At 48.6% G+C, this 25,574-nt stretch carries 25 protein-coding genes; 18 read left to right on the top strand and 7 right to left on the bottom strand.

Translation table 11 applies throughout. The features are described from left to right. The first annotated feature begins 13 nt into the window (after positions 1-13). The 5 genes from gpmM (at position 14) to DT73_RS26330 (ending at position 6,137) form a co-directional block, all read left to right on the top strand. Positions 14-1,561 (top strand): 2,3-bisphosphoglycerate-independent phosphoglycerate mutase, encoded by a 1,548-nt coding sequence (gene gpmM / locus DT73_RS22880; protein ID WP_036115773.1) that lies wholly within the window; start codon positions 14-16, stop codon positions 1,559-1,561. A 9-nt stretch (positions 1,562-1,570) separates the two neighbouring features. Next, positions 1,571-2,857, top strand: coding sequence for a murein hydrolase activator EnvC (gene envC, locus DT73_RS22875; RefSeq protein WP_036115770.1), 1,287 nt, complete (start codon positions 1,571-1,573; stop codon positions 2,855-2,857). Between the two features lie 3 nt (positions 2,858-2,860). Beyond that, on the top strand, positions 2,861-3,811 hold the full coding sequence (locus DT73_RS22870) for a divergent polysaccharide deacetylase family protein (protein WP_036115766.1): 951 nt from the start codon (positions 2,861-2,863) through the stop codon (positions 3,809-3,811). A 171-nt stretch (positions 3,812-3,982) separates the two neighbouring features. Further along, on the top strand, positions 3,983-5,215 hold the full coding sequence (locus tag DT73_RS26335) for a glycosyltransferase (protein WP_036115763.1): 1,233 nt from the start codon (positions 3,983-3,985) through the stop codon (positions 5,213-5,215). After that, entirely contained in the window at positions 5,208-6,137 is a 930-nt protein-coding gene (locus DT73_RS26330; protein WP_036115759.1) for a hypothetical protein, read from the top strand. The genes DT73_RS26335 and DT73_RS26330 overlap by 8 nt, the downstream gene beginning before the upstream one ends. Before the next feature lie 78 nt (positions 6,138-6,215). On the opposite strand, the gene tdh is transcribed toward DT73_RS26330, so the two are convergent. Both tdh and kbl read right to left on the bottom strand, forming a co-directional pair. Next, a complete protein-coding gene (gene tdh / locus DT73_RS22855) occupies positions 6,216-7,241 on the bottom strand; it encodes an L-threonine 3-dehydrogenase (RefSeq protein WP_036115757.1) in 1,026 nt (341 codons plus the stop codon). Positions 7,242-7,251: 10 nt separating this feature from the next. Further along, positions 7,252-8,448: a glycine C-acetyltransferase gene (kbl, locus tag DT73_RS22850; protein WP_036115754.1), complete on the bottom strand. Its 1,197-nt coding sequence runs from the start codon at positions 8,446-8,448 to the stop codon at positions 7,252-7,254. A 280-nt stretch (positions 8,449-8,728) separates the two neighbouring features. On the opposite strand from kbl, the gene rfaD reads away from it, so the two are divergent. Genes rfaD through DT73_RS22820 form a run of 6 tightly spaced genes read left to right on the top strand, consistent with a single transcriptional unit; the run spans position 8,729 to position 14,964 of the window. Beyond that, on the top strand, positions 8,729-9,661 hold the full coding sequence (gene rfaD, locus DT73_RS22845; protein WP_036115751.1) for an ADP-glyceromanno-heptose 6-epimerase: 933 nt from the start codon (positions 8,729-8,731) through the stop codon (positions 9,659-9,661). Between the two features lie 13 nt (positions 9,662-9,674). Next, entirely contained in the window at positions 9,675-10,721 is a 1,047-nt protein-coding gene (gene rfaF / locus DT73_RS22840) for an ADP-heptose--LPS heptosyltransferase RfaF (RefSeq protein ID WP_036115748.1), read from the top strand. Next, the gene (gene rfaC, locus DT73_RS22835; RefSeq protein ID WP_036115745.1) at positions 10,722-11,705 is read left to right on the top strand and encodes a lipopolysaccharide heptosyltransferase RfaC; all 984 of its coding nucleotides are present in this window, start codon (positions 10,722-10,724) and stop codon (positions 11,703-11,705) included. A 3-nt stretch (positions 11,706-11,708) separates the two neighbouring features. Beyond that, on the top strand, positions 11,709-12,809 hold the full coding sequence (locus DT73_RS22830) for a glycosyltransferase family 9 protein (RefSeq protein WP_036115742.1): 1,101 nt from the start codon (positions 11,709-11,711) through the stop codon (positions 12,807-12,809). After that, on the top strand, positions 12,806-13,729 hold the full coding sequence (locus DT73_RS22825; protein ID WP_036115739.1) for a glycosyltransferase family 2 protein: 924 nt from the start codon (positions 12,806-12,808) through the stop codon (positions 13,727-13,729). Before DT73_RS22830 ends, DT73_RS22825 begins: the two co-directional genes overlap by 4 nt. Continuing rightward, positions 13,717-14,964 (top strand): O-antigen ligase, encoded by a 1,248-nt coding sequence (locus tag DT73_RS22820; RefSeq protein ID WP_051691523.1) that lies wholly within the window; start codon positions 13,717-13,719, stop codon positions 14,962-14,964. Before DT73_RS22825 ends, DT73_RS22820 begins: the two co-directional genes overlap by 13 nt. Before the next feature lie 86 nt (positions 14,965-15,050). On the opposite strand, the gene DT73_RS22815 is transcribed toward DT73_RS22820, so the two are convergent. Further along, positions 15,051-16,013, bottom strand: coding sequence for a polysaccharide deacetylase family protein (locus DT73_RS22815; protein ID WP_036115737.1), 963 nt, complete (start codon positions 16,011-16,013; stop codon positions 15,051-15,053). 147 nt (positions 16,014-16,160) lie between these two features. Here DT73_RS22815 and rfaQ point away from each other — a divergent pair, with 147 nt between their 5' ends. From rfaQ to coaD, 7 genes are all read left to right on the top strand, one after another. Next, on the top strand, positions 16,161-17,237 hold the full coding sequence (gene rfaQ, locus DT73_RS22810; protein ID WP_036115735.1) for a putative lipopolysaccharide heptosyltransferase III: 1,077 nt from the start codon (positions 16,161-16,163) through the stop codon (positions 17,235-17,237). Next, the gene (locus tag DT73_RS22805) at positions 17,234-18,361 is read left to right on the top strand and encodes a glycosyltransferase family 4 protein (RefSeq protein ID WP_036115730.1); all 1,128 of its coding nucleotides are present in this window, start codon (positions 17,234-17,236) and stop codon (positions 18,359-18,361) included. The genes rfaQ and DT73_RS22805 overlap by 4 nt, the downstream gene beginning before the upstream one ends. Positions 18,362-18,363: 2 nt before the next feature. Beyond that, a complete protein-coding gene (locus DT73_RS22800) occupies positions 18,364-19,461 on the top strand; it encodes a glycosyltransferase (RefSeq protein ID WP_036115727.1) in 1,098 nt (365 codons plus the stop codon). 11 nt (positions 19,462-19,472) lie between these two features. Further along, entirely contained in the window at positions 19,473-20,474 is a 1,002-nt protein-coding gene (locus tag DT73_RS22795; protein WP_036115723.1) for a glycosyltransferase, read from the top strand. A 145-nt stretch (positions 20,475-20,619) separates the two neighbouring features. After that, positions 20,620-21,894, top strand: a complete 1,275-nt coding sequence (gene waaA / locus DT73_RS22790; protein WP_036115720.1) for a lipid IV(A) 3-deoxy-D-manno-octulosonic acid transferase — start codon at positions 20,620-20,622, stop codon at positions 21,892-21,894. After that, positions 21,894-22,667, top strand: a complete 774-nt coding sequence (locus DT73_RS22785) for a glycosyltransferase family 2 protein (protein WP_036115717.1) — start codon at positions 21,894-21,896, stop codon at positions 22,665-22,667. Before waaA ends, DT73_RS22785 begins: the two co-directional genes overlap by 1 nt. Beyond that, positions 22,664-23,164 carry a pantetheine-phosphate adenylyltransferase gene (coaD, locus tag DT73_RS22780; RefSeq protein WP_036115713.1) on the top strand — a complete coding sequence of 167 codons (501 nt, stop codon included), beginning with the start codon at positions 22,664-22,666 and terminating at the stop codon, positions 23,162-23,164. Before DT73_RS22785 ends, coaD begins: the two co-directional genes overlap by 4 nt. 4 nt (positions 23,165-23,168) lie before the next feature. Here the strand turns inward: coaD and mutM are convergent, their stop codons facing one another. From mutM to radC, 4 genes are all read right to left on the bottom strand, one after another. After that, positions 23,169-23,978: a bifunctional DNA-formamidopyrimidine glycosylase/DNA-(apurinic or apyrimidinic site) lyase gene (gene mutM / locus DT73_RS22775; RefSeq protein WP_036115710.1), complete on the bottom strand. Its 810-nt coding sequence runs from the start codon at positions 23,976-23,978 to the stop codon at positions 23,169-23,171. Between the two features lie 177 nt (positions 23,979-24,155). Continuing rightward, positions 24,156-24,323 (bottom strand): 50S ribosomal protein L33, encoded by a 168-nt coding sequence (gene rpmG / locus DT73_RS22770; RefSeq protein WP_036115707.1) that lies wholly within the window; start codon positions 24,321-24,323, stop codon positions 24,156-24,158. A 13-nt stretch (positions 24,324-24,336) separates the two neighbouring features. Then, positions 24,337-24,573 carry a 50S ribosomal protein L28 gene (gene rpmB / locus DT73_RS22765; RefSeq protein WP_036115703.1) on the bottom strand — a complete coding sequence of 79 codons (237 nt, stop codon included), beginning with the start codon at positions 24,571-24,573 and terminating at the stop codon, positions 24,337-24,339. Between the two features lie 217 nt (positions 24,574-24,790). After that, complete coding sequence (gene radC / locus DT73_RS22760) at positions 24,791-25,456, bottom strand: DNA repair protein RadC (RefSeq protein ID WP_036115700.1); 666 nt, start codon at positions 25,454-25,456, stop codon at positions 24,791-24,793. Positions 25,457-25,574 lie beyond the last annotated feature (118 nt).

The raw sequence follows: 25,574 nt of genomic DNA, 5'->3' as shown, positions 1-25,574 counted from the left end.
AGAGGTTGTTGCAATGTCGGTTTCTAAAAAACCTATGGTTCTGGTTATTCTTGATGGTTATGGCTACCGTGAAGATAAACAGGATAATGCCATTCTGAATGCTAAAACCCCGGTAATGGATAGTTTGTGGGCACAACGTCCACACACTTTGATTGACGCCTCAGGCCTTGAAGTTGGCCTGCCTGACCGCCAAATGGGTAACTCCGAAGTCGGTCACGTTAATCTGGGCGCGGGTCGTATCGTTTACCAGGATTTAACGCGTCTTGATGTTGAAATCAAAGAACGTACTTTCTTTGCAAACCCAGTATTAACTGCCGCAGTTGACAAAGCTGTTGCTGCAAATAAAGCCGTTCACATTATGGGCCTGATGTCTCCTGGTGGTGTGCACAGTCATGAAGACCACATCATGGCAATGGTGGAACTGGCGGCTGAGCGTGGCGCAACAGCCATTTATCTGCACGCATTCCTTGATGGCCGCGACACCCCGCCACGTAGCGCTGAAGCGACACTGAAACGTTTCGAAGATAAGTTCGCGACTCTGGGTAAGGGCCGTATCGCGTCTCTGATTGGCCGTTATTACGCCATGGACCGTGATAACCGCTGGGATCGTGTTGAACTGGCTTATGACCTGATGACTCAGGCTCAGGGCGAATTCCAGGCAGACAGCGCGGTTGCCGGCTTGCAGGCTGCTTATGCCCGTGATGAAAACGATGAGTTTGTTAAACCAACAGTTATTCGCGCGGCGGGTGAAGCCGACGCAGCAATGCAGGATGGCGATACTTTAGTTTTCATGAACTTCCGCGCAGACCGTGCTCGTCAAATTACTCGCGCATTCGTTAATTCTGACTTTGATGGCTTCTCCCGCAAAAAAGTGGTGAACTTCAGCGAATTCGTAATGCTGACAGAATATGCCGCAGACATTAAAACCGCCTGTGCATACCCACCAGCTTCACTGGCCAATACCCTTGGCGAGTGGATGGCGAAAAACAACAAAACTCAGTTGCGTATTTCTGAAACCGAAAAATATGCTCATGTCACTTTCTTCTTTAACGGTGGTGTTGAAGAGCCGTTCCCGGGGGAAGATCGCGTACTGGTGAATTCTCCGAAAGTTGCGACTTACGACCTGCAGCCAGAAATGAGTTCAGCAGAACTTACCAGCAAGCTGGTCGCTGCAATCACCAGCGGGAAATACGACACCATTATCTGTAACTACCCTAATGGCGATATGGTAGGCCACACTGGCGTCTTTGAAGCCGCAGTGACTGCAGTCGAAACGCTGGACAAGTGTGTTGAGCAAGTAGTTAAAGCCGTAGAATCTGTTGGTGGTCAATTACTTATCACCGCGGACCATGGTAATGCAGAACAAATGCGTGACCCGTCTACCGGCCAGGCACATACTGCTCATACCAACCTGCCTGTACCACTGATTTATGTTGGCAATAACGCAACAAAAGCAGTAGATGGTGGAAAACTGTCTGATATCGCGCCCACCATGCTGAACCTGATGGGCATGGAAATCCCACAAGAGATGACTGGCAAGCCGCTGTTCATCGTGAAATAATCGCTCCCCATGAGGGGAAAAGCGATTTTTTCAATAACCTGTGTCTCATTGAAGCCTCACCGCTCAGCTTTGAAACACATCTTTTACGCCAGCGTGATAAGCGCTGGCGTATTGTTGCGCCCGTTATCTGCACTGGCAGATGACAAGCAACAGCTCCAGTCTATCCAGCAAGATATTGCCGCGAAAGAGCGTGCTGTGCGCCAGCAAATGCAGCAGCGTACAGAGCTCCTGGCTCAGCTCAAAAAACAAGAGCAGGCCATTGCGGCTGCCAGTAAAAAACTCCATGAGACGCAATCGACACTCGCCACGCTGGATAAGCAAATCGCAGATATGAGTGCCTCAATCGCTCGCCTCGAAAAACAAAAAGCGATGCAGGAGCGTAACCTGGCAGCACAGCTGGATGCGGCCTTTCGCCAAGGTAAACATTCAGGTCTGGAAATGTTACTCGATGGAGAGCAGGGCCAGCGGAATGAGCGCTTGCAGGCCTATTTTGGCTATCTGAATCAGGCTCGGCAGGAAACAATCGAGCAATTAAAACAAACCCGTGCCGAAGTCGCTGTACAACGCAGCCAATTAGAAGATAAGCAAACTGAGCAACAAACTCTGCTCTATGAGCAGAAAGCACAACAAGAAAAGCTGGAAGCCGCGCGAGATGAACGGCAAAAAACTCTGCGAGGTTTAGAAGGATCTATCCAGGCAGGCCAGCAGCAACTTAACGAAATGCGCCAAAACGAGGCTCGCCTGCGTAACAGCATCGCCCAGGCTGCCGCTGCCGCAAAAGCCCGGGCAGATAAAGAAGCCCGTGAAGCGCAGAAAATTCGCGATCGTGAACAGAGTGCCGCCAAAAAAGGCACCACGTACAAACCAACACCCAGCGAACGGGAATTAATGGCAAGAACCGGTGGTTTAGGGGCTCCACGTGGCCAGGCATACTGGCCAGTGCGTGGGCCAATACTTCATCGGTATGGCGAACAACTGCAAGGTGAGTTACGGTGGAAGGGCATTGTCATTGGTGCCAGTGAAGGTACCGAGGTCAAAGCTATCGCGGATGGACGGGTAATCCTTGCTGACTGGCTTCAGGGTTATGGCCTTGTTGTCGTTGTCGACCACGGGAAAGGTGATATGAGCCTGTACGGATACAACCAAAGTGCGCTGGTCAGTGTCGGCGCACAAGTCCGGGCAGGGCAACCAATCGCACTGGTGGGCAGCAGTGGAGGCCAGGGTCGCCCCTCTCTCTATTTCGAAATTCGCCGCCAGGGTCAGGCGGTCAATCCACAACCGTGGTTGGGAAGATAAGTTTTGCTTCAGTTTCGTCAACTCGCGCTTGCCGCATCTACACTGCTACTTTGCAGCACCTCCGTTATGGCTGGTCGCCTCGCTATCGTTATTGATGACTTTGGCTACCGCCCACATACAGAAAACCAGGTTATTGCCTTACCCGCCCCCATATCTGTCGCTGTGTTACCCAATGCACCCCATGCCAGGGAAATGGCAACTAAAGCTCACGATGCCGGGCATGAGGTGCTGATACATTTGCCCATGGCGCCCATTAGTAAACAGCCCTTAGAGGTTGATACACTGCGACCAGAAATGAGCAGTGCAGAAATTGACCGCATTGTACGTGATGCCGTCGACAAAGTACCTTATGCCGTTGGGCTTAATAACCATATGGGTAGCGCAATGACCTCAAGCCTGTTTGGCATGCAAAAAGTAATGCAGGCGCTGAACAGCTATAACCTCTATTTTTTGGATAGCATGACCATTGGCAACAGCCAGTCAATGCGCGCGGCGACGGGTACACATGTCAGGGTCATTAAGCGCAATGTGTTTCTTGATGATACTCAGAATGAAGCAGATATTCGTTACCAGTTTAACCGCGCAATTAAGCTTGCACGCCATAATGGCTATGCCATAGCGATTGGGCACCCGCACCCAACCACCGTCAAAGTACTGCAGCAGATGGTCTATAACTTGCCACCGGATATTACGTTAGTCAGGCCGAGTAGCCTGCTTAATGAGCCGCAGGTAGACCATTCCACACCACCAGAGCCGGAAAAACAGCCACCACGTAATCCTTTCCGCGGATCCCGGTTGTGTAAAGCGAAGAAACCATTAGCACCAGTCACCCCTGTGCGGTTTTTTGAAGTACTTCAAGACAGCATCAGCCAAAGTACTTTGTTTAATTATTTCCGTCACCAGTGGCAGGGGTGGTCACCCACATCCACTGTTGTGAAAGTATCCCCAAAATAACGCTCTCCCCGGTCACCTGGCCGGGGGCAGTTTCCCCGAGTTAACACGCCGCTTAATCCACATAAAATACACCGTAATATACTGTTATTATTGATATAAGTTCTGAAATTCAGTTAAGGATAGTCTTAGTGTTATAATCCGTGCTTTATAAGCATTCGGAATACAAACGGAATGGTTTCAGGGCAACGTAATATTCTGCTGTTGGACAACGGGAAAGAATGGGGCGGAGGAACAAACAGTATGCTTGAATTGCTCAAGCGTATTGACCGCAAAAAGTTCCAGATAACCTGTTGTTTCTACTACAACTATACCCGCGGCGAACAAGAGAATATCGAGCAGGTATTACAGGGCATTCAAATTCCGGTGATTTTCTTGCCACAAGCCCGGCAACCCTTTTGGGCCGGAATCGCGAAGGAAATATTACGCAGCTTCTGCGTTTTTAGCCGTAGCGGCCGCAAAAAAGTGACCTATCTGGTTGATAAGTTATGGCGAATTAAACCGAATGCTCGCCGCCTTCGCCAAATAATTCAACAAAACGGTTTTGATGTTTTGTATATGAATAATCAACCTCACTCAAATATTGAGGGCTACCTGGCAGCTGAAGGATTACCAGTCGCAGTCGTTCAGCATTGCCGTATTGAGCCGGTGTTAACACCAGATGTAGTCCAACTCGTGAACAATATAGCGAGCCATACCATCGCCGTGTCAAAGGGTGTTGAGCATGTACTGACAGTAAACGGTATTGATGCCAGCCGAACCTCAACTGTCTCTAATGCTATTGATATCCACCAGCAGTTACCCGACCGGCAGTCAGTACGTAAAACCTTAAAGATAGGGCAGGGCACTTTCGTTTTTTGTAGTATTGGCTCCCTGATTCCAAGAAAATCCAGCCATCATACTCTGGAAGCACTGGCCCAGTTTCACCAAAGGCACCCTGCTGCAGACTGGCTATTTATTCTCGTTGGAGAAGGGCCTGAGCGCTCACACCTTGAGCAACTGGCGCAACAATATGGTATTGCAGAGCATGTCATTTTTACTGGATTTAAAAATAATCCACTGGATTACCTGGCAGCCAGTGATGTGTTTGTTCTCGCCTCAAAAAGCGAAGGGCTGCCACGGGTGGTACTCGAGTCAATGCTACTGGAGACCGTCGTGGTTGGTTCTGCTGTGACGGGTACCGCTGAACTGATTGCGCACAACCGCACCGGGCTGCTCTTTGAATACGGAGATGTTAACAATCTGGCAAACCACCTGAGCCAGGTTTGGGAACAGGTGGAGTTACGTGAGACACTTGCCCACCAGGCCCGCCAACAAGTCGAAGAGCACTATACGATAGAGAAATATGTCGCAGGTGTTGAACAAATTCTGGCAAATGCCAAACCATATCGGAATCACAATGTTTAAAAAACTTAGCGCAAAATACCGCCATATTACTTCACGCCATAATATTGCTTACCCTCAGTCGGCAACCGGGCAGGCAAGCGTTCCTGTAACATCTGTGGTGATTCCATGTGCAGGTGAAGACTACATCGAAGAAGCACTACTCAGTGCTGAATTTGCCAGTCGTTTTGCCCGTGACCTCGCAGAAATCGTCATTGTCACTGATAACCCGGCGGAGTCATTTGGTTCACTGCCGGACAAAACACGCGTCGTCACGCTGACCCTCCCGGTTAGGGAGGAGAACTATCGGTACAAACAAATTTACTTAAGCCGGCTGATTAAACTGAATGCCCCGTTGCAGGCGAAGACAGAAGGCGTCCTGATGATTGATTCAGACCTGAATCTGCTGCAAATGCCGGTTATCAATATTGAAGAGCAGCATCTGTATTCCAGCTTCCGCCAGGGGAAAATGATTGCTAAATTGGCCAGCGCACCAGAGCAAAATGTTCCGGCATATTATAAAGATACCATTCGCCCTTATCTGGTTGACCATGTAAATGGTGCGTTCCTGGCTGCCACCCGCAAGACATGGCGCCGCATTTGCCCATTGTGGCTGACATTATTCCAGGATACATGGGAGCTGATGGATGATTCTCAGCCCCCAACAGATCAACTGCCGCTGGCAGCACTTTTAGATATGCTGGATATAAGAACGGTGAACCTTGGTGACTGGATGAACTGGCCGGTATCAAAAAAGATTGGCGGAACACCATCTGTTATCCCCAAACAAGTCGTTGGCGCACATGGAGGGTTCCCGCTATCTGAATGGAACAAGTACCTGGAATCAGCAGACAACGAGCTTCTGTTCAGAGGCCAGGATTACACCCGAAAAGTACGCTACCTGACTGATGATGAGAAAAAAGCAGGCGCAACCAGCGAAAGCTAATACTGGAAATAACCCGGCCTTTTGATTTTTATGGTAAGTGCAAACTCAGGCAGGTAGTAAACTTCCTGCCTGGAGCTATTACTCCCAGTTCAGCACAACTTTACCAGACTGGCCGGAGCGCATAGCGTCAAACCCTTTCTGGAAATCATCAATACTAAACTGGTGGGTAATAATGGGGGACAAATCCAGCCCGGACTGAATCAGAGCCGCCATTTTATACCAAGTTTCAAACATCTCACGCCCGTAGATGCCTTTAATAAACAGCCCTTTAAAAATAACTTTACTCCAGTCTATTGCCATCTCTGCAGGCGGAATACCTAACATGGCAACTCGCCCGCCATGATTCATGGTCTCCAGCATTGAACGAAACGCTGGCGGTGCACCAGACATCTCCAGACCCACATCAAAACCTTCGGTCATCCCTAACTCAGCCATGACACTTGCGAGGTTTTCATTAGCAACATTAACAGCCCGAGTAACACCCATCTTACGAGCTAAATCCAGGCGGTATTCATTAACGTCGGTGATAACGACATTACGGGCACCAACATGTTTCGCCACAGCTGCAGCCATAATGCCTATTGGGCCAGCACCGGAAACCAGTACATCTTCACCCACCAGGTCGAAAGACAGGGCAGTGTGCACAGCATTACCAAAGGGGTCAAAAATTGCTGCCAGCTCATCAGGAATATTGTCCGGGATCTTAAACGCATTGAATGCCGGAATGACCAGATATTCAGCGAAACACCCTGGTCGATTTACCCCCACACCAATGGTATTACGACATAAATGAGTACGCCCGGCACGGCAGTTACGGCAATAACCACAAGTAATGTGCCCCTCACCGGAAACCCTGTCACCCGGTTTAAAGCCCTTTACTTCTTGCCCAACTTTAACAACTTCACCCACATATTCGTGCCCAACCACCATCGGCACCGGGATAGTCTTTTGTGACCAGTCATCCCAGTTATAAATATGTACATCGGTACCACAAATCGCCGTTTTCCGGATTTTAATCAGGAGATCGTTATGCCCCATTTCAGGTTCAGGCACATCGGTCATCCAGATCCCTTCTTCTGCCTTCAATTTTGATAATGCTTTCATCACAAAACCCTCAGGCTATAACGCCCAGTTGTTTGCCAATTCGAATAAAGGCATCAACCGCACGCTCAATTTGTGCTGTTGTATGTGCCGCAGACATTTGAGTACGAATACGCGCCTGACCTTTCGGTACCACCGGATAGAAGAAACCAGTTACATAAATACCCTCTTTCTGTAACTCACGGGCAAAGTTCTGAGCGATAACCGCATCTCCCAGCATAACCGGAATAATGGCATGATCGGCCCCAGCCAGGGTAAACCCTGCTGCAGTCATTTTCTCCCGGAATAAACGGGCATTGGCCCACAGTTGCGCACGCAGATCACCACCGTCTTCCAGCATTTCCAATACCTTGATGGAAGCAGCAACAATGGACGGAGCCAGTGAGTTAGAGAACAGGTAAGGACGGGAACGCTGGCGTAACCACTCAACCACTTCTTTACGCGCTGCGGTGTAACCACCAGAAGCACCACCAAGTGCCTTACCCAGCGTACCGGTAATGATATCCACACGCCCCATGACATCGCAGTATTCGTGAGTTCCACGCCCGTTGTCACCGACAAAACCAACAGCATGAGAGTCGTCAACCATTACCAGAGCATCATACTGGTCTGCCAGGTCACAAATGCCTTTCAAATTAGCGATGACCCCATCCATTGAGAACACGCCATCAGTGGCAATCAGTATATGGCGGGCACCACCATCGCGAGCCTGTTTCAGGCAGTTTTCCAGCTCGGCAAGGTTGTTATTGGCATAACGGAAACGCTGCGCTTTGCACAAACGCACCCCATCAATGATAGAGGCATGATTCAGAGCATCAGAAATAATTGCATCTTCCGGCCCTAACAAGGTTTCGAACAACCCACCATTCGCATCAAAGCAGGAGGAATAGAGAATGGCATCTTCCATTCCGAGGAATGAAGCCAGCTTCTTCTCAAGTTGCTTGTGGCTGTCTTGTGTACCACAAATGAAACGTACGGACGCCATGCCAAAGCCATGGGTATCCATCCCACATTTTGCTGCTTCAACTAATGCCGGGTGATTAGCTAAACCAAGATAATTGTTTGCACAAAAGTTAATGACCTTGCTACCACCCGCCAGGGTGATATCAGCCTGCTGCGCGGAAGTGATAATACGCTCTTCTTTAAATAAGCCTTCTGTACGTGCCGCTTCCAGATTCGCCGCTAACTGTTGGTAAAAATCCCCTCGCATCACCATTCTCCAGAGATGAAAAAATTTGGCATATATTACCGAAACCTGGAGCTTTAAACGAGATGACACAACAGTGTTTACGCACTTTGCAGCATAAATCACGTCTTAATGAAAACCGGAATTACTGCCAGTTGAAAAATGGAAACCGCCGCGCAAACAGCAAACTAAACGCAATATATGCGCATAATAGAAGGACACAGACTGATGTAATGATATGATTAGCGCAATTTGCGTGGGCGTGTAGAGCTGCCCCACTTCAAAACAGGTAAAGGTTACGCATATGATTATTGTCACTGGTGGCGCCGGTTTTATCGGCAGCAATATTGTTAAGGCTCTGAACGATAAGGGCTATCGCGACATCTTAGTGGTAGATAACCTGAAAGATGGTACGAAGTTCGCCAACCTGGTGGATTTGGATATTGCCGATTATATGGACAAAGAAGACTTCCTTATCCAAATCATGGCCGGGGAAGAATTTGGCGAAGTAGAAGCGGTATTCCATGAAGGTGCCTGCTCATCCACCACCGAGTGGGATGGCAAGTACATGATGGATAACAACTATCAGTACTCCAAAGAACTACTTCACTACTGCCTGGAACGTGAAATCCCCTTCCTTTACGCTTCATCCGCTGCAACCTATGGTGGCCGCACATCTGATTTCATTGAGTCACGTGAATATGAACAACCACTGAATGTCTACGGCTACTCTAAATTTCTGTTTGACGAGTATGTTCGCCAGATTCTGCCTGAAGCTGACTCTCAAATTGTGGGGTTCCGTTACTTCAATGTTTACGGTCCACGTGAAAGCCACAAAGGCAGTATGGCAAGCGTGGCCTTCCACCTGAACACACAGCTGAACAAGGGTGAAAACCCGAAACTGTTTGAAGGTAGCGACAACTTCCGTCGTGACTTTATCTATGTTGGCGATGTTGCCGCAGTTAACTTGTGGTTCTGGGAAAATGGCGTTTCTGGCATTTTCAACTGTGGCACAGGCCGGGCAGAATCATTCCAGGCGGTTGCCGATGCAACTCTGGCATGGCACAAACAAGGCAGCATTGAATACATTCCGTTCCCGGACAAACTTAAAGGCCGTTACCAGGCGTTTACGCAGGCCGATCTGTCCAACCTGCGCGCGGCGGGTTATGACAAACCCTTTAAGACTGTCGCGGAAGGGGTAACCGAATATATGGCCTGGTTAAACCGCCAGGCATAATGGTTATCAAGGCATGAAAATTTTGGTAACAGGCCCATCCTGGGTCGGCGATATGATGATGTCGCAAAGCCTTTATCGCACTTTGAAGGCTCGCTACCCGCAGGCCGTGATTGATGTGATGGCACCAGCATGGTGCCGTCCGCTTTTATCACGCATGCCCGAGGTAAATGAGGCAATTCCCATGCCTCTTGGTCATGGTGCTCTGGAGATTGGCGAACGCCGAAAATTGGGTTTAAGTCTGCGAAATAAACGCTATGACCGCGCTTATGTGCTGCCTAATTCGTTTAAATCAGCGTTAGTGCCATTCTTTGCCAACATTCCTCAGCGCACTGGGTGGCGCGGAGAAATGCGTTACGGCTTACTGAATGATATCCGTCCCCTGGATAAACAAGCATGGCCGCTCATGGTGCAACGCTATGTTGCGCTGGCTTATGAAAAAAATGCCATGCATTCAGCACAGGATCTGCCTCACCCCTTGTTATGGCCACAACTTCAGGTCAATGACGGTGAAAAAGCCCAGGTAAAGGCACAATTTAATCTGGAAGATGGCCGCCCGGTCGTTGGTTTTTGCCCGGGGGCTGAATTTGGCCCGGCCAAACGTTGGCCACATTATCACTATGCTACCCTGGCCGGTAAACTTATCGATGAAGGCAAGCAGGTTGTGTTGTTCGGTTCCGTCAAAGACAACGAAGCCGGGCAACAGATTCAGGCCGCGCTGACTGATACACAACGCCAGTATTGCCGTAACCTCGCAGGTGAAACAGCTCTGGAACAAGCTGTTGTGTTACTGGCAGGCTGTGAATCTGTTGTCACTAACGATTCAGGTTTAATGCATGTTGCTGCCGCCCTTAATCGCCCCCTGGTCGCATTGTATGGCCCCAGCAGCCCGGATTTCACCCCGCCGTTATCTCACAAAGCGCGGGTTATAAGGTTGATTTCCGGCTACCACAAAGTGCGTAAAGGTGAAGGTGAACAGGGGTATCACCAGAGTCTGATAGATATTACGCCCGAACGTGTGCTGGTTGAATTAAACGATTTACTCAAGGAACAGGAAGACTAAATGCAGGTATTGATTGTCAAGACATCCTCAATGGGCGATGTGCTCCATACATTACCTGCACTGACAGATGCCTGCGACGCAATACCGGGTATTCGTTTTGACTGGGTGGTAGAAGAAGGTTTCGCCCAAATTCCTGGCTGGCATACCAGTGTAAATCGGGTTATTCCTGTGGCAATCCGCCGCTGGCGTAAAGCCTGGTTTTCATCTGCTGTTACTGCAGAGCGCCATGCATTTCGTAACCAAATCCAGTCTGTTCAATATGATGCAGTTATTGATGCCCAGGGGCTTCTAAAGAGTGCCGCACTGGTTACCCGCCTTGCCCAGGGCCCCAGGCATGGGATGGACTGGCGCAGCGCTCGTGAACCCCTGGCCTGCCTGTTTTACCAGCACCGCCATACCATTGCCCGCCAGCAACACGCGGTGGAAAGAACACGTGAGTTGTTTGCCAAAAGCCTTAACTATGAGAAACCACATCACCAGGGCGACTACGCAATAGCACAGCACTTCCTGACACAGACATCCAGGAATCCAGAGCAGTATATTGTTTGTCTGCACGCAACAACGCGAGACGATAAACACTGGCCTGAGTCGCGCTGGCTCGAATTTATCCAGTTGATGCGCGACACAGAGTGCAAAATTAAGCTACCATGGGGCGCAGAACATGAGCGGCTGCGAGCTGAAAAACTGGCTCAGGGGAACCCACATGTTGAAGTCCTCCCAAAATTAACACTGGAGGATGTGGCTAAAGTTCTGGCTGGCGCTTGCGCCGTTGTGTCTGTCGATACCGGGCTTAGCCACCTTACTGCCGCACTCGATCGCCCAAATATCACACTTTTTGGCCCAACAGACCCTGCATTGATCGGGGGATACGGAAAAAATCAGCATCAAATAATTAGTAAAACCAGAGAGATGGCTGATATTTCTGCATCACAGGTACTCAGTACCCTATGGGAACTTCATCTACCTTTTTTCGCGAAACCATAATAGATGAGCTACGTATTCCTTTTTATTCTGCTTATGCCTGTAAAACTGTTTAACAAACTGTTTTATAAACCCACAGGCAAAACACTGATCATTCAAACCGCGAAAATTGGCGATTTCGTCAATATGACGCCGTTACTGGCATGGTGCGGCAAAAGCGATGTACTGATTAGTTCCGTGATCGCACCACTGGCACAACGCGACAATACTATAGATACACTCTATTTTATTGAGCAAAAGAAACAGTCACTGGCCGCTAAATTACGCTTTGCGGTTTATCTTATGAACCGCTATGAACATGTGTATTTACTACAACCCAATAGTGTTAATTTATTCTTTGCTGCCACCTGTAACGCACCTGATAAACAGTTTTTATCTATTTATACGCGCCGTTGGTATCACGGGATTTTCTATGCAACAGCAAAAGGTGTGGTTGAACACACCAAAATGTCGCTGACAGTAACAAATTACCTCAAGCTGGCAGACAGGTCGCTGACCTGGCAAGATGCGCCCAAACACGCGACACGGCCGCTTTACCAACCCGCAACTCACGCGCCTGAATTTGACTTAACAGGCGCAGTAAAAATAGGCCTGAGCATTTCAGCGGGCAACAAGGCAAAAACCATTCCACCCGCTACCTGGTCACTAATTTTCGATAAACTGGCAAGCATGCCATGTGTTTATTACATTTTCGGTGCCAACAATGAACAACCCTGGCTTGACGACCTGATGCGTCATGCTGAAGGTAAGCCCAACCTGGTTAATATGATTGGTAAAATTGACCTCGAAGATGTTCCATGGGCTATTTCGCAAATGGACTGCTACATCGCTTCCGATTCCGGCAATGTCTATATTGCGGATGCAGTAGGCACACCGGTTGTCTTGTTATATGGCCCATGCTGCCCTCACGAACAGCGCCCTTTGGGTAACGTTCTGCTTATTGGGGATGACTCCAATATCAAATCTTTTGTATTTGAAACACGCTACTACTTTGATAAGCCACGTGAAGAGCTGTTTGCACTGAGTGAGAGTGACCTGGATGCCATTGAGAATTTTGTTGCAGGTTGTACTACTGATGAACATCACTCCCGCTATTCACACTCATGAGTAAAGATATGGCGCCCTTTCTGAGCATCATTATTGCCGCACATAATTGTGAGAAAACATTGCCAGAAACACTGCAAAGTTTACTTGCTGCCAGCCGTGCGGTTGCCCATGAAATGGAAGTTATTCTTGTAAATGATGCTTCATCTGATGGAACACAGGAAGTTATTGATAATTTCGCGCCTCTTGGTATTTCGGTGTTATCTCTACATGTGGAGTTCTGCAATGTCGGGAAAACTCGCCAGGCCGCTATTGAAAAGGCTTCCGGCAAGTATATTACAATGCTTGATAGTGATGACTTGTTAATCAAAAATAGTCTGGATGAGATTGTTCCTTTTCTCAGAACACACTCCCCCGATATGTTGTTAACTCATCTGGAAGAAATCCGCGATCCGGCGAAAATAACACATTTCTGGCCGGGGATATCTCCTGTTGCACTGTCTCAAGATGATACGATACGGCGCTTTCTGATCCATAAGGACTTCCAGGCGCACCTTATTGGGCAGTTTATTCTTCGTTCTCATTATCTGGCTGAACCAATCGCTCCCATGACGTGCTATGAAGATTTCTTCGTGTTCCCTGCTATAGTCATGCGATCTCAAAATATCTGGTTTCAAAAGCATGGACATTATTACTACATTAAGCGGGAAAATAGCCTGTCCAATGATCTTGATAATGTTAAAATCCAAAACTTGATTACCTGTACAGAAAAGATGCAAGATGTCTTCCCTGGCAAATTTCATTGCTTAGTTCTTTGCCACTGGCTGGACATTCTGGTTAAACAGAAGCGATGGCTAACAGAAGAGCAAACTAAAGTTGTTTCACGTCAGGTAGACTCTCTCTTTTCTTTCAGTTTTTTTCTGTCTCCCAATGTCAGGTTCAGCTACAAGAAAAAGGCGCTAAAATATTTATGGAAAAACTGAACAAATCCCTATTGTTTTTGATTTATTTTCTTAGTGTGGCTTCGGTATCGGTTGCACTTATCAGTTCCGGGTACCAGCGAAATCTGTTCTATATTGCTATTTATTGCAGCCTGTTAGGGTTGATAATCAACTTCAAAAAAGTAAAATTTTCCGTTTCCAGCATCTCTTTCCCGATAATTATATTGGGTTTGGTGAAAATTTGTTGGTATCTTATTTTCCAACAAAAACATGGGGATTTAAACTTTTACAATGATTACCTCGATGGTGGTAAAAAACTTTTACTGGGCGGTTTTTTAGTATTTTATGCTGAGCAATTTATCAAAGATTTTAAGAATAAACAGTATAAAAACCTGGGGTTAGCGATTCTTTTTTGTGGTTTCGTGTCTGCAACTGCTTATGGTTTCTTTCAGGCATTCAACCATATTAACCGGGTAGAAATGGGTATTAACCGCCCGACCATTGCCGCTTATGTCTATTCTACCTTTTCAGTTTTCATTATTTTTGCATTATATACGCTGCGTAGCAAAACTGGGTACGTTATTGCAGGTGCCACCATTACTGTTTCTTATTGCCTCATAATACTTACTGGCACCCGGGCAGCTATGATTTGTTATTTATTCATGGTGGCGTGCCTCACGCTCTATCATTTCAGAAAAATTCATATTAAATCACTTGTTGCCGTCAGTATTCTTGTTGCTGTCTGTTTTGCCGCATTATACAAACCCTATATTAAACCCAAAATCGACCAGACGCTGAACGAAGTGAGTGATTATCAGGAAGGCAACGATAATACATCGCTGGGTGCCCGTTTCTCGATGTGGGTAGTTGGTGTGCATGCATTTGTAGAGCACCCAGTGGGCCAGTCCATGGGGGTTCGCGCAGACACCACTAAAGCCTATGTAAAACAATACCCACACTACCGGTCTTCACTCCATTATCTGAATATTCACCTGCATAATGAGTTTATTGACAGCCTGTCATTACAGGGATTAATGGGTGGGTTATCATTGCTGTTCTTCTACGTGATGCTGATTTACACCGGTATAAGGAAACAGTTGCCTGTTTTATTATTCAGTGCTGGCTTTATGATCTTGTATGGTATTACTGATGTGTTGCTAATCAGTTCAGAAGCTATTCAATTCTATATTGTTATTATTGCATTAGGGCTGTTTTTCCCCCGGGGAACGGTTAAGCCCGCTCAGCCAGCGGTGAGTTCTCCTTTCGGGATAAAATAGCTCTCCGCTCTACTGATAATCCGCACACTGGCAGTGCGGATTATCACACTGCAGAAATATTTCCCGCAGCGATGGTACATGCAGAATCACATTACCGCTTTCCGGCTGGCATAAAACTCTGCCAGTGTCATCCCTTGTGTGCGTTCAGCAAGCCAGGCAAACAATTCTTCCAGGTCGCGATACAGTTTGTTAATTGAGGCTTCATCCTTAAATGTCGGACTGCCTCCAGGCATAAACTCAGATGAATGCAGCATAAATTCAACATAATCATTCCCCTGAGCCAGGGCATCACCTGCAACCATTTTCATCGTTTCAAGATTTTTCCCATCGGGACGTAACCAGTAAACCGAAGGGCTGCGCCGCTTTCCACGCAAGTTGTCATACCCTTGTTTCAGAATATTCAGCCAGGCAGAATGCTTATACTGAATACTCATTGGTACTTCCAGCAATGAAGACTCCCCGGCCTGATGTATCTGTTGTGGGTCAATAAAATAAGCGTTCGTTGGGAAGTTTCGGTAATTAGTCCCCCCCTGCCCATTTGGGGCGCCAGGAGTAAAACGCCAGTCAACCCGCGGAGTAACTGAGCAATCCACCTGGTATCCTGACTCAATTAAAAGCCGGGCATAACGTGAATCAAAGGCCCAACGCCCTGCACGATGGCTGAGCATTTTGGTTTGGAAGGTATCTTCCAGCAACCGTGTCATAAACAAGACTTTTTCCCGTAAAACTGAATCGGGAAATTCAATAAGATAGGGTTGGTAGCGCCAGTCATCACCAGTGAGATCATAATCCGGCGGGCTGTTCCAGGCATGCAAGTGCATCCCCACTTCGCCCTGACCACGAGCAATCACATCGGAAGCGAATTCAATATAGACAGGATCAACCGCCATTTCATAGTTAGTCAGCCAGACGGGTTTAAAACCAAATTTTTCGCAAAGAGACTGAAAGCGTGGCAGAAATTTGGCATTCTCCGTAGTGATTTGACGATGATTTTGCCAAAGGTTATCCCCTTCGGTATCAATGGTGATGATAAATGCCGGTTTTTTCATAACAGTGCGGGAGTCCATTGAAAGTATGTTGCTAATGTTACGCACAAGTGTTGTTAACGCCAACAATACTCGATTGATAGAGGGGAATGATAGCCACACCAGGCCGCCTCTATTAGAATTGGTACAAGTAAACTACAGAAAGACATTATGAGCGCATCGATTTCTTCATTTGTGGGCAAGCCAGATATCCGCATCCTGGTCATTAAACTTCGCCACCATGGCGATATGCTGCTGATGTCTCCCGTGCTGGAAACGCTTCGGGCTCAATGGCCGCAAGCAACTATTGATGTTCTGCTGTATGAAGAAACCCGGGATATGCTCTCTGCTCTGCCATCTATTAATCATATCTATGGCATTGACCGGAAGTGGAAAAAGCTGGGAACCCGCCAGCACCTGGCCAAAGAATGGCAACTACTGAAGCAACTGCGTAATCAGCATTATGATCTGGTACTCAATCTGGCAGACCAGTGGCGCAGCGCTGTAGTTACGCGGTTCACCGGCGCACCTGTACGTATTGGTTTCGGCTTCAACAAGCGCAAAGGGCATATCTGGTCCTGTTGCCATACCCAGTTGGCCTCCGTTGCCGGGCACCAGCAAATGCACACCGTAGAGCAGAATCTGTCCATTTTCGCACCTCTTGCTATTCCCACTGTCAGCGATGTCAAAATGGCCTGGCCGCCAACCGCCTGGCAGGCCGTCGAGAATAAGCTAAAAGCACTGAATGTTTCAGCGCCATATATCATTATTCAGCCAACCTCCCGCTGGTTCTTCAAATGCTGGAGTGAAGAAAAAATGGCGCAAACCATTTGCGAACTACAACAACAAGGTTTCCCCATTATTCTCACTTCCGGGCCAGATAAAAAAGAGCGGGCAATGATCGCTGAAATCCAGGCAAACTGCCCCGTTGAAGGCGTTCACTCCCTGGCTGGCGAATTAACCCTGCAGCAATTAGCCGCATTGATTGGCCATGCAAAGTTGTTCATTGGGGTCGATTCGGTTCCTATGCATATGGCTGCAGCCTTACATACACCATGTATTGCGCTATTTGGCCCTTCCAAACTGCAATTCTGGCGCCCCTGGCAAGCTACAGGAGAAGTCATTTGGGCTGGAGACTACGGTCCATTACCAGACCCGGATGCCATAGATACACACACCAGTGAACGCTACCTGGATGCCATTCCTGTAGAAACGGTTGTTAGCGCCGCAAGGAAATATCTCGGATGAAACCATACCGTTTAGCCATAGTCAGGCAAAAATACCGCCCGGATGGCGGTGCTGAGCGTTTCGTTTCCAGAGCGCTTGAAGCATTGGAAGGCGAGAATCTGGAGTTGAATGTTATCACCCGTGAATGGCAGGGCGAGCGAAATGAAAACTGGCATATTCACATTTGCAACCCTGCCAAATGGGGGCGCATCAGCCGTGAGCGAGGGTTCGCCCGTTCGGCCAGAGAACTATGGCAGCAGGAAAAATTCGATCTGGTGCAAAGCCATGAGCGAATTGCCGGTTGTGATATTTACCGGGCTGGCGATGGCGTACATCAACGCTGGTTAACCCTTCGCGTGCAAACATTACCAGCCTGGCGGCGTACATTGTTGATGAACGATCGGTATCATCGTTATGTTATTGAAGCAGAACGAGCTATGTACCAGGCACCGCAACTACGCGCTGTTATTTGTAATGCCGAAATGGTGAAACGGGAAATCATAGAAAATTTTAGATTTCCGGAAGAAAAAATACACGTCATCTATAATGCTATTGATTCCTCCCGGTTTTTACCCGCAACGCCTGCCGGGCGCCAGGCGTTGCGAGACAGCTTAGCTATTCCTCACCAGGCAGTCGTACTGGTGTTTGTTGGGTCCGGGTTTGATCGCAAAGGGTTAGCAAGTGCTATCAAGGCAATAGCCCCAACAAATCGCTATTTGCTCGTCGTTGGGCAAGATAAAAATGAAAAGCAGTACCGGGAACTTGCTCAGTCTTTAGGATGTCTGGAGCGTATTCGGTTTATGGGTGTACAAAAACAGACATTACCGTTTTACCAGGCGGCAGATGGGTTGTTATTACCAACAAAATATGACCCATTCCCCAATGTCATTCTCGAAGCAATGGCGTGTGGTTTACCTGTCATTACCACCCCGACATGTGGTGGTTCTGAATTTATCGTAGAGCAAGAAAGTGGGTTTATTTGTGGTGCACTGGATATTAACCAGCTAACACAAGCTGTAAGTGCGATACCATCATTGAATAACGATAACAAAATGGGGGAACTTGCACGTGTCCGGGTAAAAGATGAGACACCGGCAAGGCTTTCGCAGCAATTAATTACGCTGTATAAAAACTTACTGGAATGATGATGCGTATCCTGATGATTATTGATGGGCTGCCAGGTGGCGGGGCCGAAAAGACAGTCCTGACACTGGCCCGGGGATTACTGGAAATGGGGCACCGCGTCTCCGTTTTTTCACTACGTAAAGTTTGTGATTACACCATTCCTGACGGCGTTGATTTTCACATTGTCCAGGATACCTGCCACACCCCCTGGCGCAAGCTGACTGAACTAAGGCGGCGTGCTCAGCTACTGGATAAGGCTTACCAGGCAGCAGAGCAAGAAGGTGGGGAATTTGACCTTATCTGCTCGCATTTGCACAAAACAGACCGTATCGTTTCCTATACGAAAGTGATTCCGCGCCATAAACTCTGGTTCTGCATCCATGGCATGTTTTCGTTTTCTTATCTGGTGCACAAACGGGGCTTCTCGCGCTGGCTGAAAATGGCAAAAATCCGCCGGGTATACCAGGGTGCGCAAATTGTGGCTGTTTCCCAGGCCGTACTGGATGATTTGACAGAAAACCTGGCGATTAAGCCATCCCGCAAATGCGTCATTTATAACCCTTTTGATATCGCGCATATTCAGACGCTGGCTCAGCAACCTTGTGAGCTTTCCGGGCAGGAATATTTGATTCATGTTGGGCGTTTTCATGAACTTAAGCGCCATGACCGGCTGATACGTGCTTATGCCAAAAGCGGTATTCAGGCTCCATTAGTATTAATGGGCAAAGGCTCGCCAGACAAAATCGAGCACCTTAAAGTACTGGCGGCAAATGCAGGTGTGGGGGACAGAGTGCTATTCAAATCCTTTGAAAACAACCCATATCCCTGGATTAAACATGCCAAAGAGCTCGTGTTAAGCTCGGACTGCGAAGGATTTGGTAATGTACTGGTTGAAGCGATTATCTGCCACACACCTCCAGTCAGCACCGACTGCCCTGGCGGGCCGTCTGAGATATTGACTGGTGAATTATCCCGGGGGCTGGCGCAAATGAATGATGCGGCTCTTGCCAGAACAATGCGGGATATCTGGGAAACACCTCCCAGAATCAATACAGATACAATTGAAAATTACAGTATCCGAACCATTTGCCAGCACTACCTTACACTGGCACAACGTTAATCAGGTAATTTATGCACCACGCTACATGCCCACAACTCAGTGTTGTGGTCGCCGTCTACAATGGCGCCGCTTTTTTGGAGCAATTTTTCCAGTGTCTTTCGGCACAAGCAATTGATGATATGGAAGTTATCATGGTGAACGATGGTTCAACTGATAACTCAGCGGATATTATTCATCAGTGGCAGCCACAGTTTGCCAACATGAAAATTATTGACCAGGCAAACCAGGGCGTCTCTGTAGCGCGAAACACCGGCCTGGCGGAGGCAACAGGGCTTTACCTGTCCTTTCCGGATATTGACGATTACTTTCGCCCGGGCATGTACCGCCGCATGCTGGATATGGCACAGGCTGGTAACCTGGATGTTATTACCTGTAATGGTAACTATATCTGGGAAAACAACAAAAAACCGAGCCGTCCAATTTTCCCCAAAGACAAATTGCAGTCAACCGGCGTGCTCACTGGAGCCCAATGGCTAAAACAAGCCCTGGACTCACGGAAATTCCTGCATGTTACATGGCTTAACCTCTATCGCCATGATTTTATCCGCGCACATCATTTCTCTTTTGAGCCAGGCCTGCGCCACCAGGATATCCCATGGACAACAGAGGTGCTGCTGGCAGCGGAACGTGTGCAGTATACCGACGAACAATTTTACGATTATTACATTCACTCTGCGTCGGTTTCCCATATGCCGGACAACGATGACACGCTGATTCGCTCAGCCCGCCATTACATGAAAATTTTGCAGATGCTGGACGAAATTAATCAGCGTTACCCAGAAAAAGTGCAACATATTCCAGCCTGCCGCTGGCAAATTGCCAAAGAAGGGTTGGGTATTCTGCATACCTTCTTCAATATGAAGGACCCACAAAAACAACGCATGATAGTGCAAGAATTTTTCGATACGGGTGTGTGGAAACTGGTTTGGCGCAACGCACAAAGTCTGCGGCTACGCTGGCGGTTAGGGCGTCGCTATTTCCGGTTACGTAAAATTTTACAGTCGCCAGCCTGATTCGCGCTATTCCTTTACATTGCCAGAGCTGCGGCCCATCGCAAGTAGCCCTGGCGTTATTCGTAATAGCGTCAATAAAAATAGCTTTAACCAGGGTAAATGCTTAGAATTTGCCCCGGCAATAAATGAAAAACCGGATATTAGTTTGGAATTACTATATACCTTTCTACTCTACCTTATTCAGCCATTTGTTTGGTTAAGGCTTCTGCTACGCAGCCGTAAAGCCCCTGCTTACCGGAAGCGCTGGGCCGAGCGCTATGGTTTTTGCAGTGGGAAAGTCGCCCCAGAAGGTATCCTGCTGCATTCAGTTTCCGTGGGTGAGACACTGGCAGCCATTCCGCTGGTGCGTGCCCTGCGCCACCGTTACCCGGCTTTACCCATTACCGTTACCACCATGACGCCAACCGGGTCTGAACGGGTTATGTCTGCATTTGGCAAAGATGTTCACCATGTGTACCTGCCTTATGACTTACCCGGTTCAATGAGCCGCTTCCTGGATACAGTTCGCCCCAGGCTGGTCATTGTGATGGAAACAGAGTTGTGGCCGAATATGATTGCTGCCCTGCACACACGCAAAATTCCGTTGGTTGTGGCTAATGCCCGTATGTCGGAACGGTCAGCTAAAGGCTATGGCAAACTTGGTGGTTTTATTCGCAGAGTGCTCGGTAAAATTACCCTGATAGCGGCACAGAACGACGAAGATGGTAACCGTTTTTTGGAGCTTGGCCTCAAACGCAGCCATCTTGCCATTACTGGTAGCCTGAAATTCGATATTTCCGTCACACCAGAACTGGCTGCCAGAGCAGTCACACTACGCCGCCAGTGGGCGCCACGCCGCCAGGTATGGATAGCAACCAGCACTCACGATGGCGAAGAACAAATTATTCTGGAAGCGCACCGTCAATTACTGGCCAGTTTCCCGGACCTGTTGTTAATCCTGGTTCCTCGTCACCCGGAACGTTTCCGCGATGCCGAAGAAATGGCGCAAAAAGCCGGGTTCAGTTACACACTCCGCAGCACTGGCGAGATCCCATCAGGCAGCACTCAGGTCGTGATTGGTGACACTATGGGCGAATTAATGCTGCTCTATGGCATTGCTGACCTTGCCTTCGTTGGGGGTAGCCTGGTGGAGCGCGGCGGCCATAACCCGCTGGAGCCCGCGGCACATGCAATTCCAGTGCTGATGGGGCCACATACCTTTAACTTCAAGGACATTTGCGCCAGGTTACAGCAGGCAGATGGTCTGATAACCGTTACTGATGCTGCATCACTGGTCAAAACTGTCTCCGGGTTGCTGAACGACGAAGACTATCGCCTGTGGTATGGCCGTCATGCCGTTGAAGTGCTGTATCAAAACCAGGGTGCATTACAGCGCCTGTTGCAACTTCTTCAACCCTATCTGCCTCAACGGAGCCACTAATGGCATACCGGTTATCCGTTGTTATGATTGCCCGTAATGCGGCTGATACGCTGGAAGAGTGTCTGAAATCAGTAGACTGGGCTGATGAAGTGATTCTGCTGGATTCAGGCAGTACCGACGACACCATGGCAATTGCCTCAGCGCATGGAGCTGGTGTGTACTCATCCCCGGACTGGCAAGGTTTTGGCACCCAGCGCCAGCGCGCCCAAAGCTATGCCACGGGCGACTATATTTTGATGATCGATACCGATGAGCGCGTTACCCCAGAATTAAAATCTGCTATTCAGTCAGTACTGAGCACTCCCCCCGGCAACACAGTTTACGCCATCAACCGGCGTAACTTGTTTTTGGGGCGTTTTATGCGCCATAGTGGATGGTATCCAGACCGTGTAACTCGCCTGTATGCCAGGGAGAAGTACCAGTACAACAGCAACCAGGTACATGAGTCACTGGATGCCCCCGGTGCGCCGCAAACCCGGTTGCAGGGTGATTTTATCCACCTCACCTGCCGCGACCTGAGTGTCTTTCAGGCCAAACAACTGCAGTACGCCACCGCCTGGGCCCATGAACGGCATCAACAAGGCAAGCAAACCTCGGTCATCAGTATTTTCACCCATACAATTGGGGCGTTTGTGAAGACGTTACTGTTGCGGGGAGGTGTACTGGATGGGAAGCAGGGCTGGATACTGGCGGTTGTTAACGCACAATATACCTTTAACAAGTATGCTGAATTATGGGCCCTTAACCACGGTTACACGGAAAAACAGCCATGAGTGTACGCGCGATATACCCCGGCACATTTGACCCAATAACCAATGGTCATATCGACATTATTACCCGGGCATCCAGGATGTTCGACACCTTGATCCTGGCTATTGCCGCAAGCCCCAGTAAAAAACCGTTATTTTCACTGGCTGAACGTGAAGCACTGGCAAAAGACGCTACCGCTCATTTGCCGAATGTTCAGGTAATGGGGTTCAGTGAGTTAATGGCGGAGTTCGCCCGCCAGCAAAATGCTCAGGTCCTGGTGAGGGGCGTTCGCGCCGTAGCTGATTTCGAATATGAAATGCAGCTCGCTCATATGAACAGCCACCTGATGCCCGGGCTTGAAAGCATTTTCCTGATGCCATCGCGTGACTGGTCTTTTATCTCTTCATCACTGGTCAAAGAAGTGGCGAGGCATCATGGCGATGTCAGTGCTTTTCTGCCTCCCAATGTGCATCAGGCATTGTTAGCAAAGATAAACACTAACAATAACCCGGCTCCCTGAGGGCTTAATGCTGGCAACACGGGCACCAAAATGTTGTACGTTGCCCGTGTTTACCACTTTTAATCGCTGTCCCGCACTGGCGGCATAATTCCCCAGCACGGCCATAAACCTGTAATTCCTGAGCAAAATACCCGGGCTTACCGTCCGTTTGCAGGAAGTCGCGCAGTGTTGTTCCGCCCTGCTCAATTGAGTGAGCCAGTACCGCTTTAATTGCCTGAGTCAGGCGTTTCGCATCATCTGGCGATAACGAATGCGCCACCCTGTCCGGGTGTATCCCCGCCGCAAAGAGTGACTCACTGGCATAGATATTCCCCACCCCCACAACAAGCTTATTGTCCATCAACCAGGGTTTTACCGCGATTTTTTTACTCCGGCTCTTCTGATACAGGTATTCGGCATTAAACGCCTCTGTGAGCGGCTCAGGCCCTAAATGTGCCAATACAGGGTACCCTTCCAACTCTGTAGCCCATAACCACGCGCCAAACCGGCGGGGGTCGGTATAACGCAGGCACTTACCGTTAGATAAAATGACATCGACGTGGTCATGTTTTTCTGGTGGCGCATCCTGCGGCAAGACACGCAAGCTGCCAGACATACCAAGATGGATGATTATCCAGCCCGTGGGGAGTTCCAGCAGCAGGTACTTCGCCCTGCGCTGCACACTCAGTACGGGCACATCACTCAGGCGATAAATTTCATCAGAAACCGGCCAGCGCAGGCGCCCATTGCGTACTTCGACAAACTGAATCGTCGCGCCCACTAAATGGGGCTCAATTCCACGGCGGCTGGTTTCAACCTCAGGTAATTCGGGCATGGCATCCTCTTTGCTCTTTAAGCCTTACCTTATTGCGGCAAGACCAGGTCACAAACGCATCTGGCAAACAGATTCTAACGTGTCAGCCAGCACCATGATGATATGGGGATTAAAGGCGGGAAATTCCAGGCATAAAAAAACGGCCCCGAAGGACCGTTTCTCACAAAGTCACTAAAATTATTTAATTTTAGCTTCTTTGTATACAACGTGCTTACGAACAACCGGATCGTATTTGTTCAGTTCCAGTTTTTCGGGTTTAGTACGTTTGTTCTTCGTGGTGGTATAGAAATGACCAGTACCAGCAGAAGAAACCAGCTTGATCTTCTCGCGAACACCTTTAGCCATGATTTAATTCCTCTTAGTACTTCTCGCCACGGGCACGCAGATCAGACAGAACTGATTCGATGCCTTTTTTATCAATTACACGCATACCTTTAGCAGATACACGCAGGGTTACAAAACGCTTCTCGCTCTCTACCCAAAAGCGGTGAGAGTGCAGGTTCGGCAGAAAACGGCGTTTAGTCGCGTTCAGTGCGTGTGAACGGTTGTTACCGGTCACCGGACGCTTGCCAGTAACTTGGCAGACTCGGGACATGTCTATTCTCCAAAAATCAAATTAGCTCGAGCTTCGTAAAGGGTATCGGCAGCCTCGTCAGGCCTGTACTGGCCTGGTCTTCCGGTTCAATGTGAACTCGTGATGCCAGGCCCAATCGCCAAACCCGAGATTCTCAAAGGTGGCGTAGTATACGCTGACTCAGGGATGTGCTCAAGTCCCGAACAAATAAAGATCCCGGAGGATCGCGTAAATTGCCCTAAATCCACCCTCTTTCTGCGAAAGAAACGGTCTCTCCACGCCCAATAACCAGATGGTCAAGCACACGAATATCCATAAATTGGCAGCTTTCTACCAACCTTTGGGTGATTAACTGGTCAGCGCGGCTGGGTTCGGCCCGGCCCGATGGGTGATTATGAGCGAAAATAACACTCGCTGCATTAAGTTTAATGGCCTGGCGCACCACTTCGCGCGGATAAACCTCAACATGGGTGAGTGTTCCGGAAAACATTCTCTGGTGTTCAATCACTCTGTTATGGTTATCCAAAAACAACACCATAAAAATTTCCCGTTCCTCTGATGCCAGCTCATTTTGTAAAAACTGCCTGACAACATGAGGATTATTCAGCGTATCCATTTCCGCAAGAGCGGATGCGTGAAAGCGGCAGGCCAGCTCAGTAATCGCATTCAGTTCAGCATATTTCGCCACCCCAATACCGCCTACCTTGCGGATTTGAGCCAAATCCGCGCTTAATAAAGCCCTGAGAGAACCAAAATGAAACAGTAACTGGTGTGCAAGCGTCAGCACATGAACACCACGCTTGCCGGTACGTAAAAATAATGCCAGAAGTTCTACATCCGTCAGCACTTTCGCACCATATTTCATGAGTTTCTCCCGCGGGGGAAGCCCTGCCACATTCTCCATCACGCCTCCTGTTGCCACGCCTGCACGTCAAACAGGTGACACAATGCCACCAGCATCTCTTCCTGGCTAATGGCCAACTCGCTGGCTGCGAGCCTGTACGCAGAGAATCAAGGGCATC

The sequence above is a fragment of the Mangrovibacter sp. MFB070 genome (genome assembly GCF_000705335.1).
In the GTDB taxonomy this organism is placed as follows: domain Bacteria; phylum Pseudomonadota; class Gammaproteobacteria; order Enterobacterales; family Enterobacteriaceae; genus Mangrovibacter; species Mangrovibacter plantisponsor.
The sequence above is the reverse complement of the archived record's forward strand: the minus strand, read 5'-3'. Positions and strand labels throughout refer to the sequence as shown.

Coding starts and splice junctions, on each gene's coding strand:
- gpmM (WP_036115773.1), top strand. CDS start 14: ATGTCGGTTTCTAAAAAACCTATGGTTCTGGTTATTCTTGATGGTTAT.
- envC (WP_036115770.1), top strand. CDS start 1,571: ATGAGGGGAAAAGCGATTTTTTCAATAACCTGTGTCTCATTGAAGCCT.
- DT73_RS26335 (WP_036115763.1), top strand. CDS start 3,983: ATGGTTTCAGGGCAACGTAATATTCTGCTGTTGGACAACGGGAAAGAA.
- DT73_RS26330 (WP_036115759.1), top strand. CDS start 5,208: ATGTTTAAAAAACTTAGCGCAAAATACCGCCATATTACTTCACGCCAT.
- tdh (WP_036115757.1), bottom strand. CDS start 7,241: ATGAAAGCATTATCAAAATTGAAGGCAGAAGAAGGGATCTGGATGACC.
- kbl (WP_036115754.1), bottom strand. CDS start 8,448: ATGCGAGGGGATTTTTACCAACAGTTAGCGGCGAATCTGGAAGCGGCA.
- rfaD (WP_036115751.1), top strand. CDS start 8,729: ATGATTATTGTCACTGGTGGCGCCGGTTTTATCGGCAGCAATATTGTT.
- rfaF (WP_036115748.1), top strand. CDS start 9,675: ATGAAAATTTTGGTAACAGGCCCATCCTGGGTCGGCGATATGATGATG.
- rfaC (WP_036115745.1), top strand. CDS start 10,722: ATGCAGGTATTGATTGTCAAGACATCCTCAATGGGCGATGTGCTCCAT.
- DT73_RS22830 (WP_036115742.1), top strand. CDS start 11,709: ATGAGCTACGTATTCCTTTTTATTCTGCTTATGCCTGTAAAACTGTTT.
- DT73_RS22825 (WP_036115739.1), top strand. CDS start 12,806: ATGAGTAAAGATATGGCGCCCTTTCTGAGCATCATTATTGCCGCACAT.
- DT73_RS22820 (WP_051691523.1), top strand. CDS start 13,717: ATGGAAAAACTGAACAAATCCCTATTGTTTTTGATTTATTTTCTTAGT.
- DT73_RS22815 (WP_036115737.1), bottom strand. CDS start 16,013: ATGAAAAAACCGGCATTTATCATCACCATTGATACCGAAGGGGATAAC.
- rfaQ (WP_036115735.1), top strand. CDS start 16,161: ATGAGCGCATCGATTTCTTCATTTGTGGGCAAGCCAGATATCCGCATC.
- DT73_RS22805 (WP_036115730.1), top strand. CDS start 17,234: ATGAAACCATACCGTTTAGCCATAGTCAGGCAAAAATACCGCCCGGAT.
- DT73_RS22800 (WP_036115727.1), top strand. CDS start 18,364: ATGCGTATCCTGATGATTATTGATGGGCTGCCAGGTGGCGGGGCCGAA.
- DT73_RS22795 (WP_036115723.1), top strand. CDS start 19,473: ATGCACCACGCTACATGCCCACAACTCAGTGTTGTGGTCGCCGTCTAC.
- DT73_RS22785 (WP_036115717.1), top strand. CDS start 21,894: ATGGCATACCGGTTATCCGTTGTTATGATTGCCCGTAATGCGGCTGAT.
- coaD (WP_036115713.1), top strand. CDS start 22,664: ATGAGTGTACGCGCGATATACCCCGGCACATTTGACCCAATAACCAAT.
- mutM (WP_036115710.1), bottom strand. CDS start 23,978: ATGCCCGAATTACCTGAGGTTGAAACCAGCCGCCGTGGAATTGAGCCC.
- rpmG (WP_036115707.1), bottom strand. CDS start 24,323: ATGGCTAAAGGTGTTCGCGAGAAGATCAAGCTGGTTTCTTCTGCTGGT.
- rpmB (WP_036115703.1), bottom strand. CDS start 24,573: ATGTCCCGAGTCTGCCAAGTTACTGGCAAGCGTCCGGTGACCGGTAAC.
- radC (WP_036115700.1), bottom strand. CDS start 25,456: ATGGAGAATGTGGCAGGGCTTCCCCCGCGGGAGAAACTCATGAAATAT.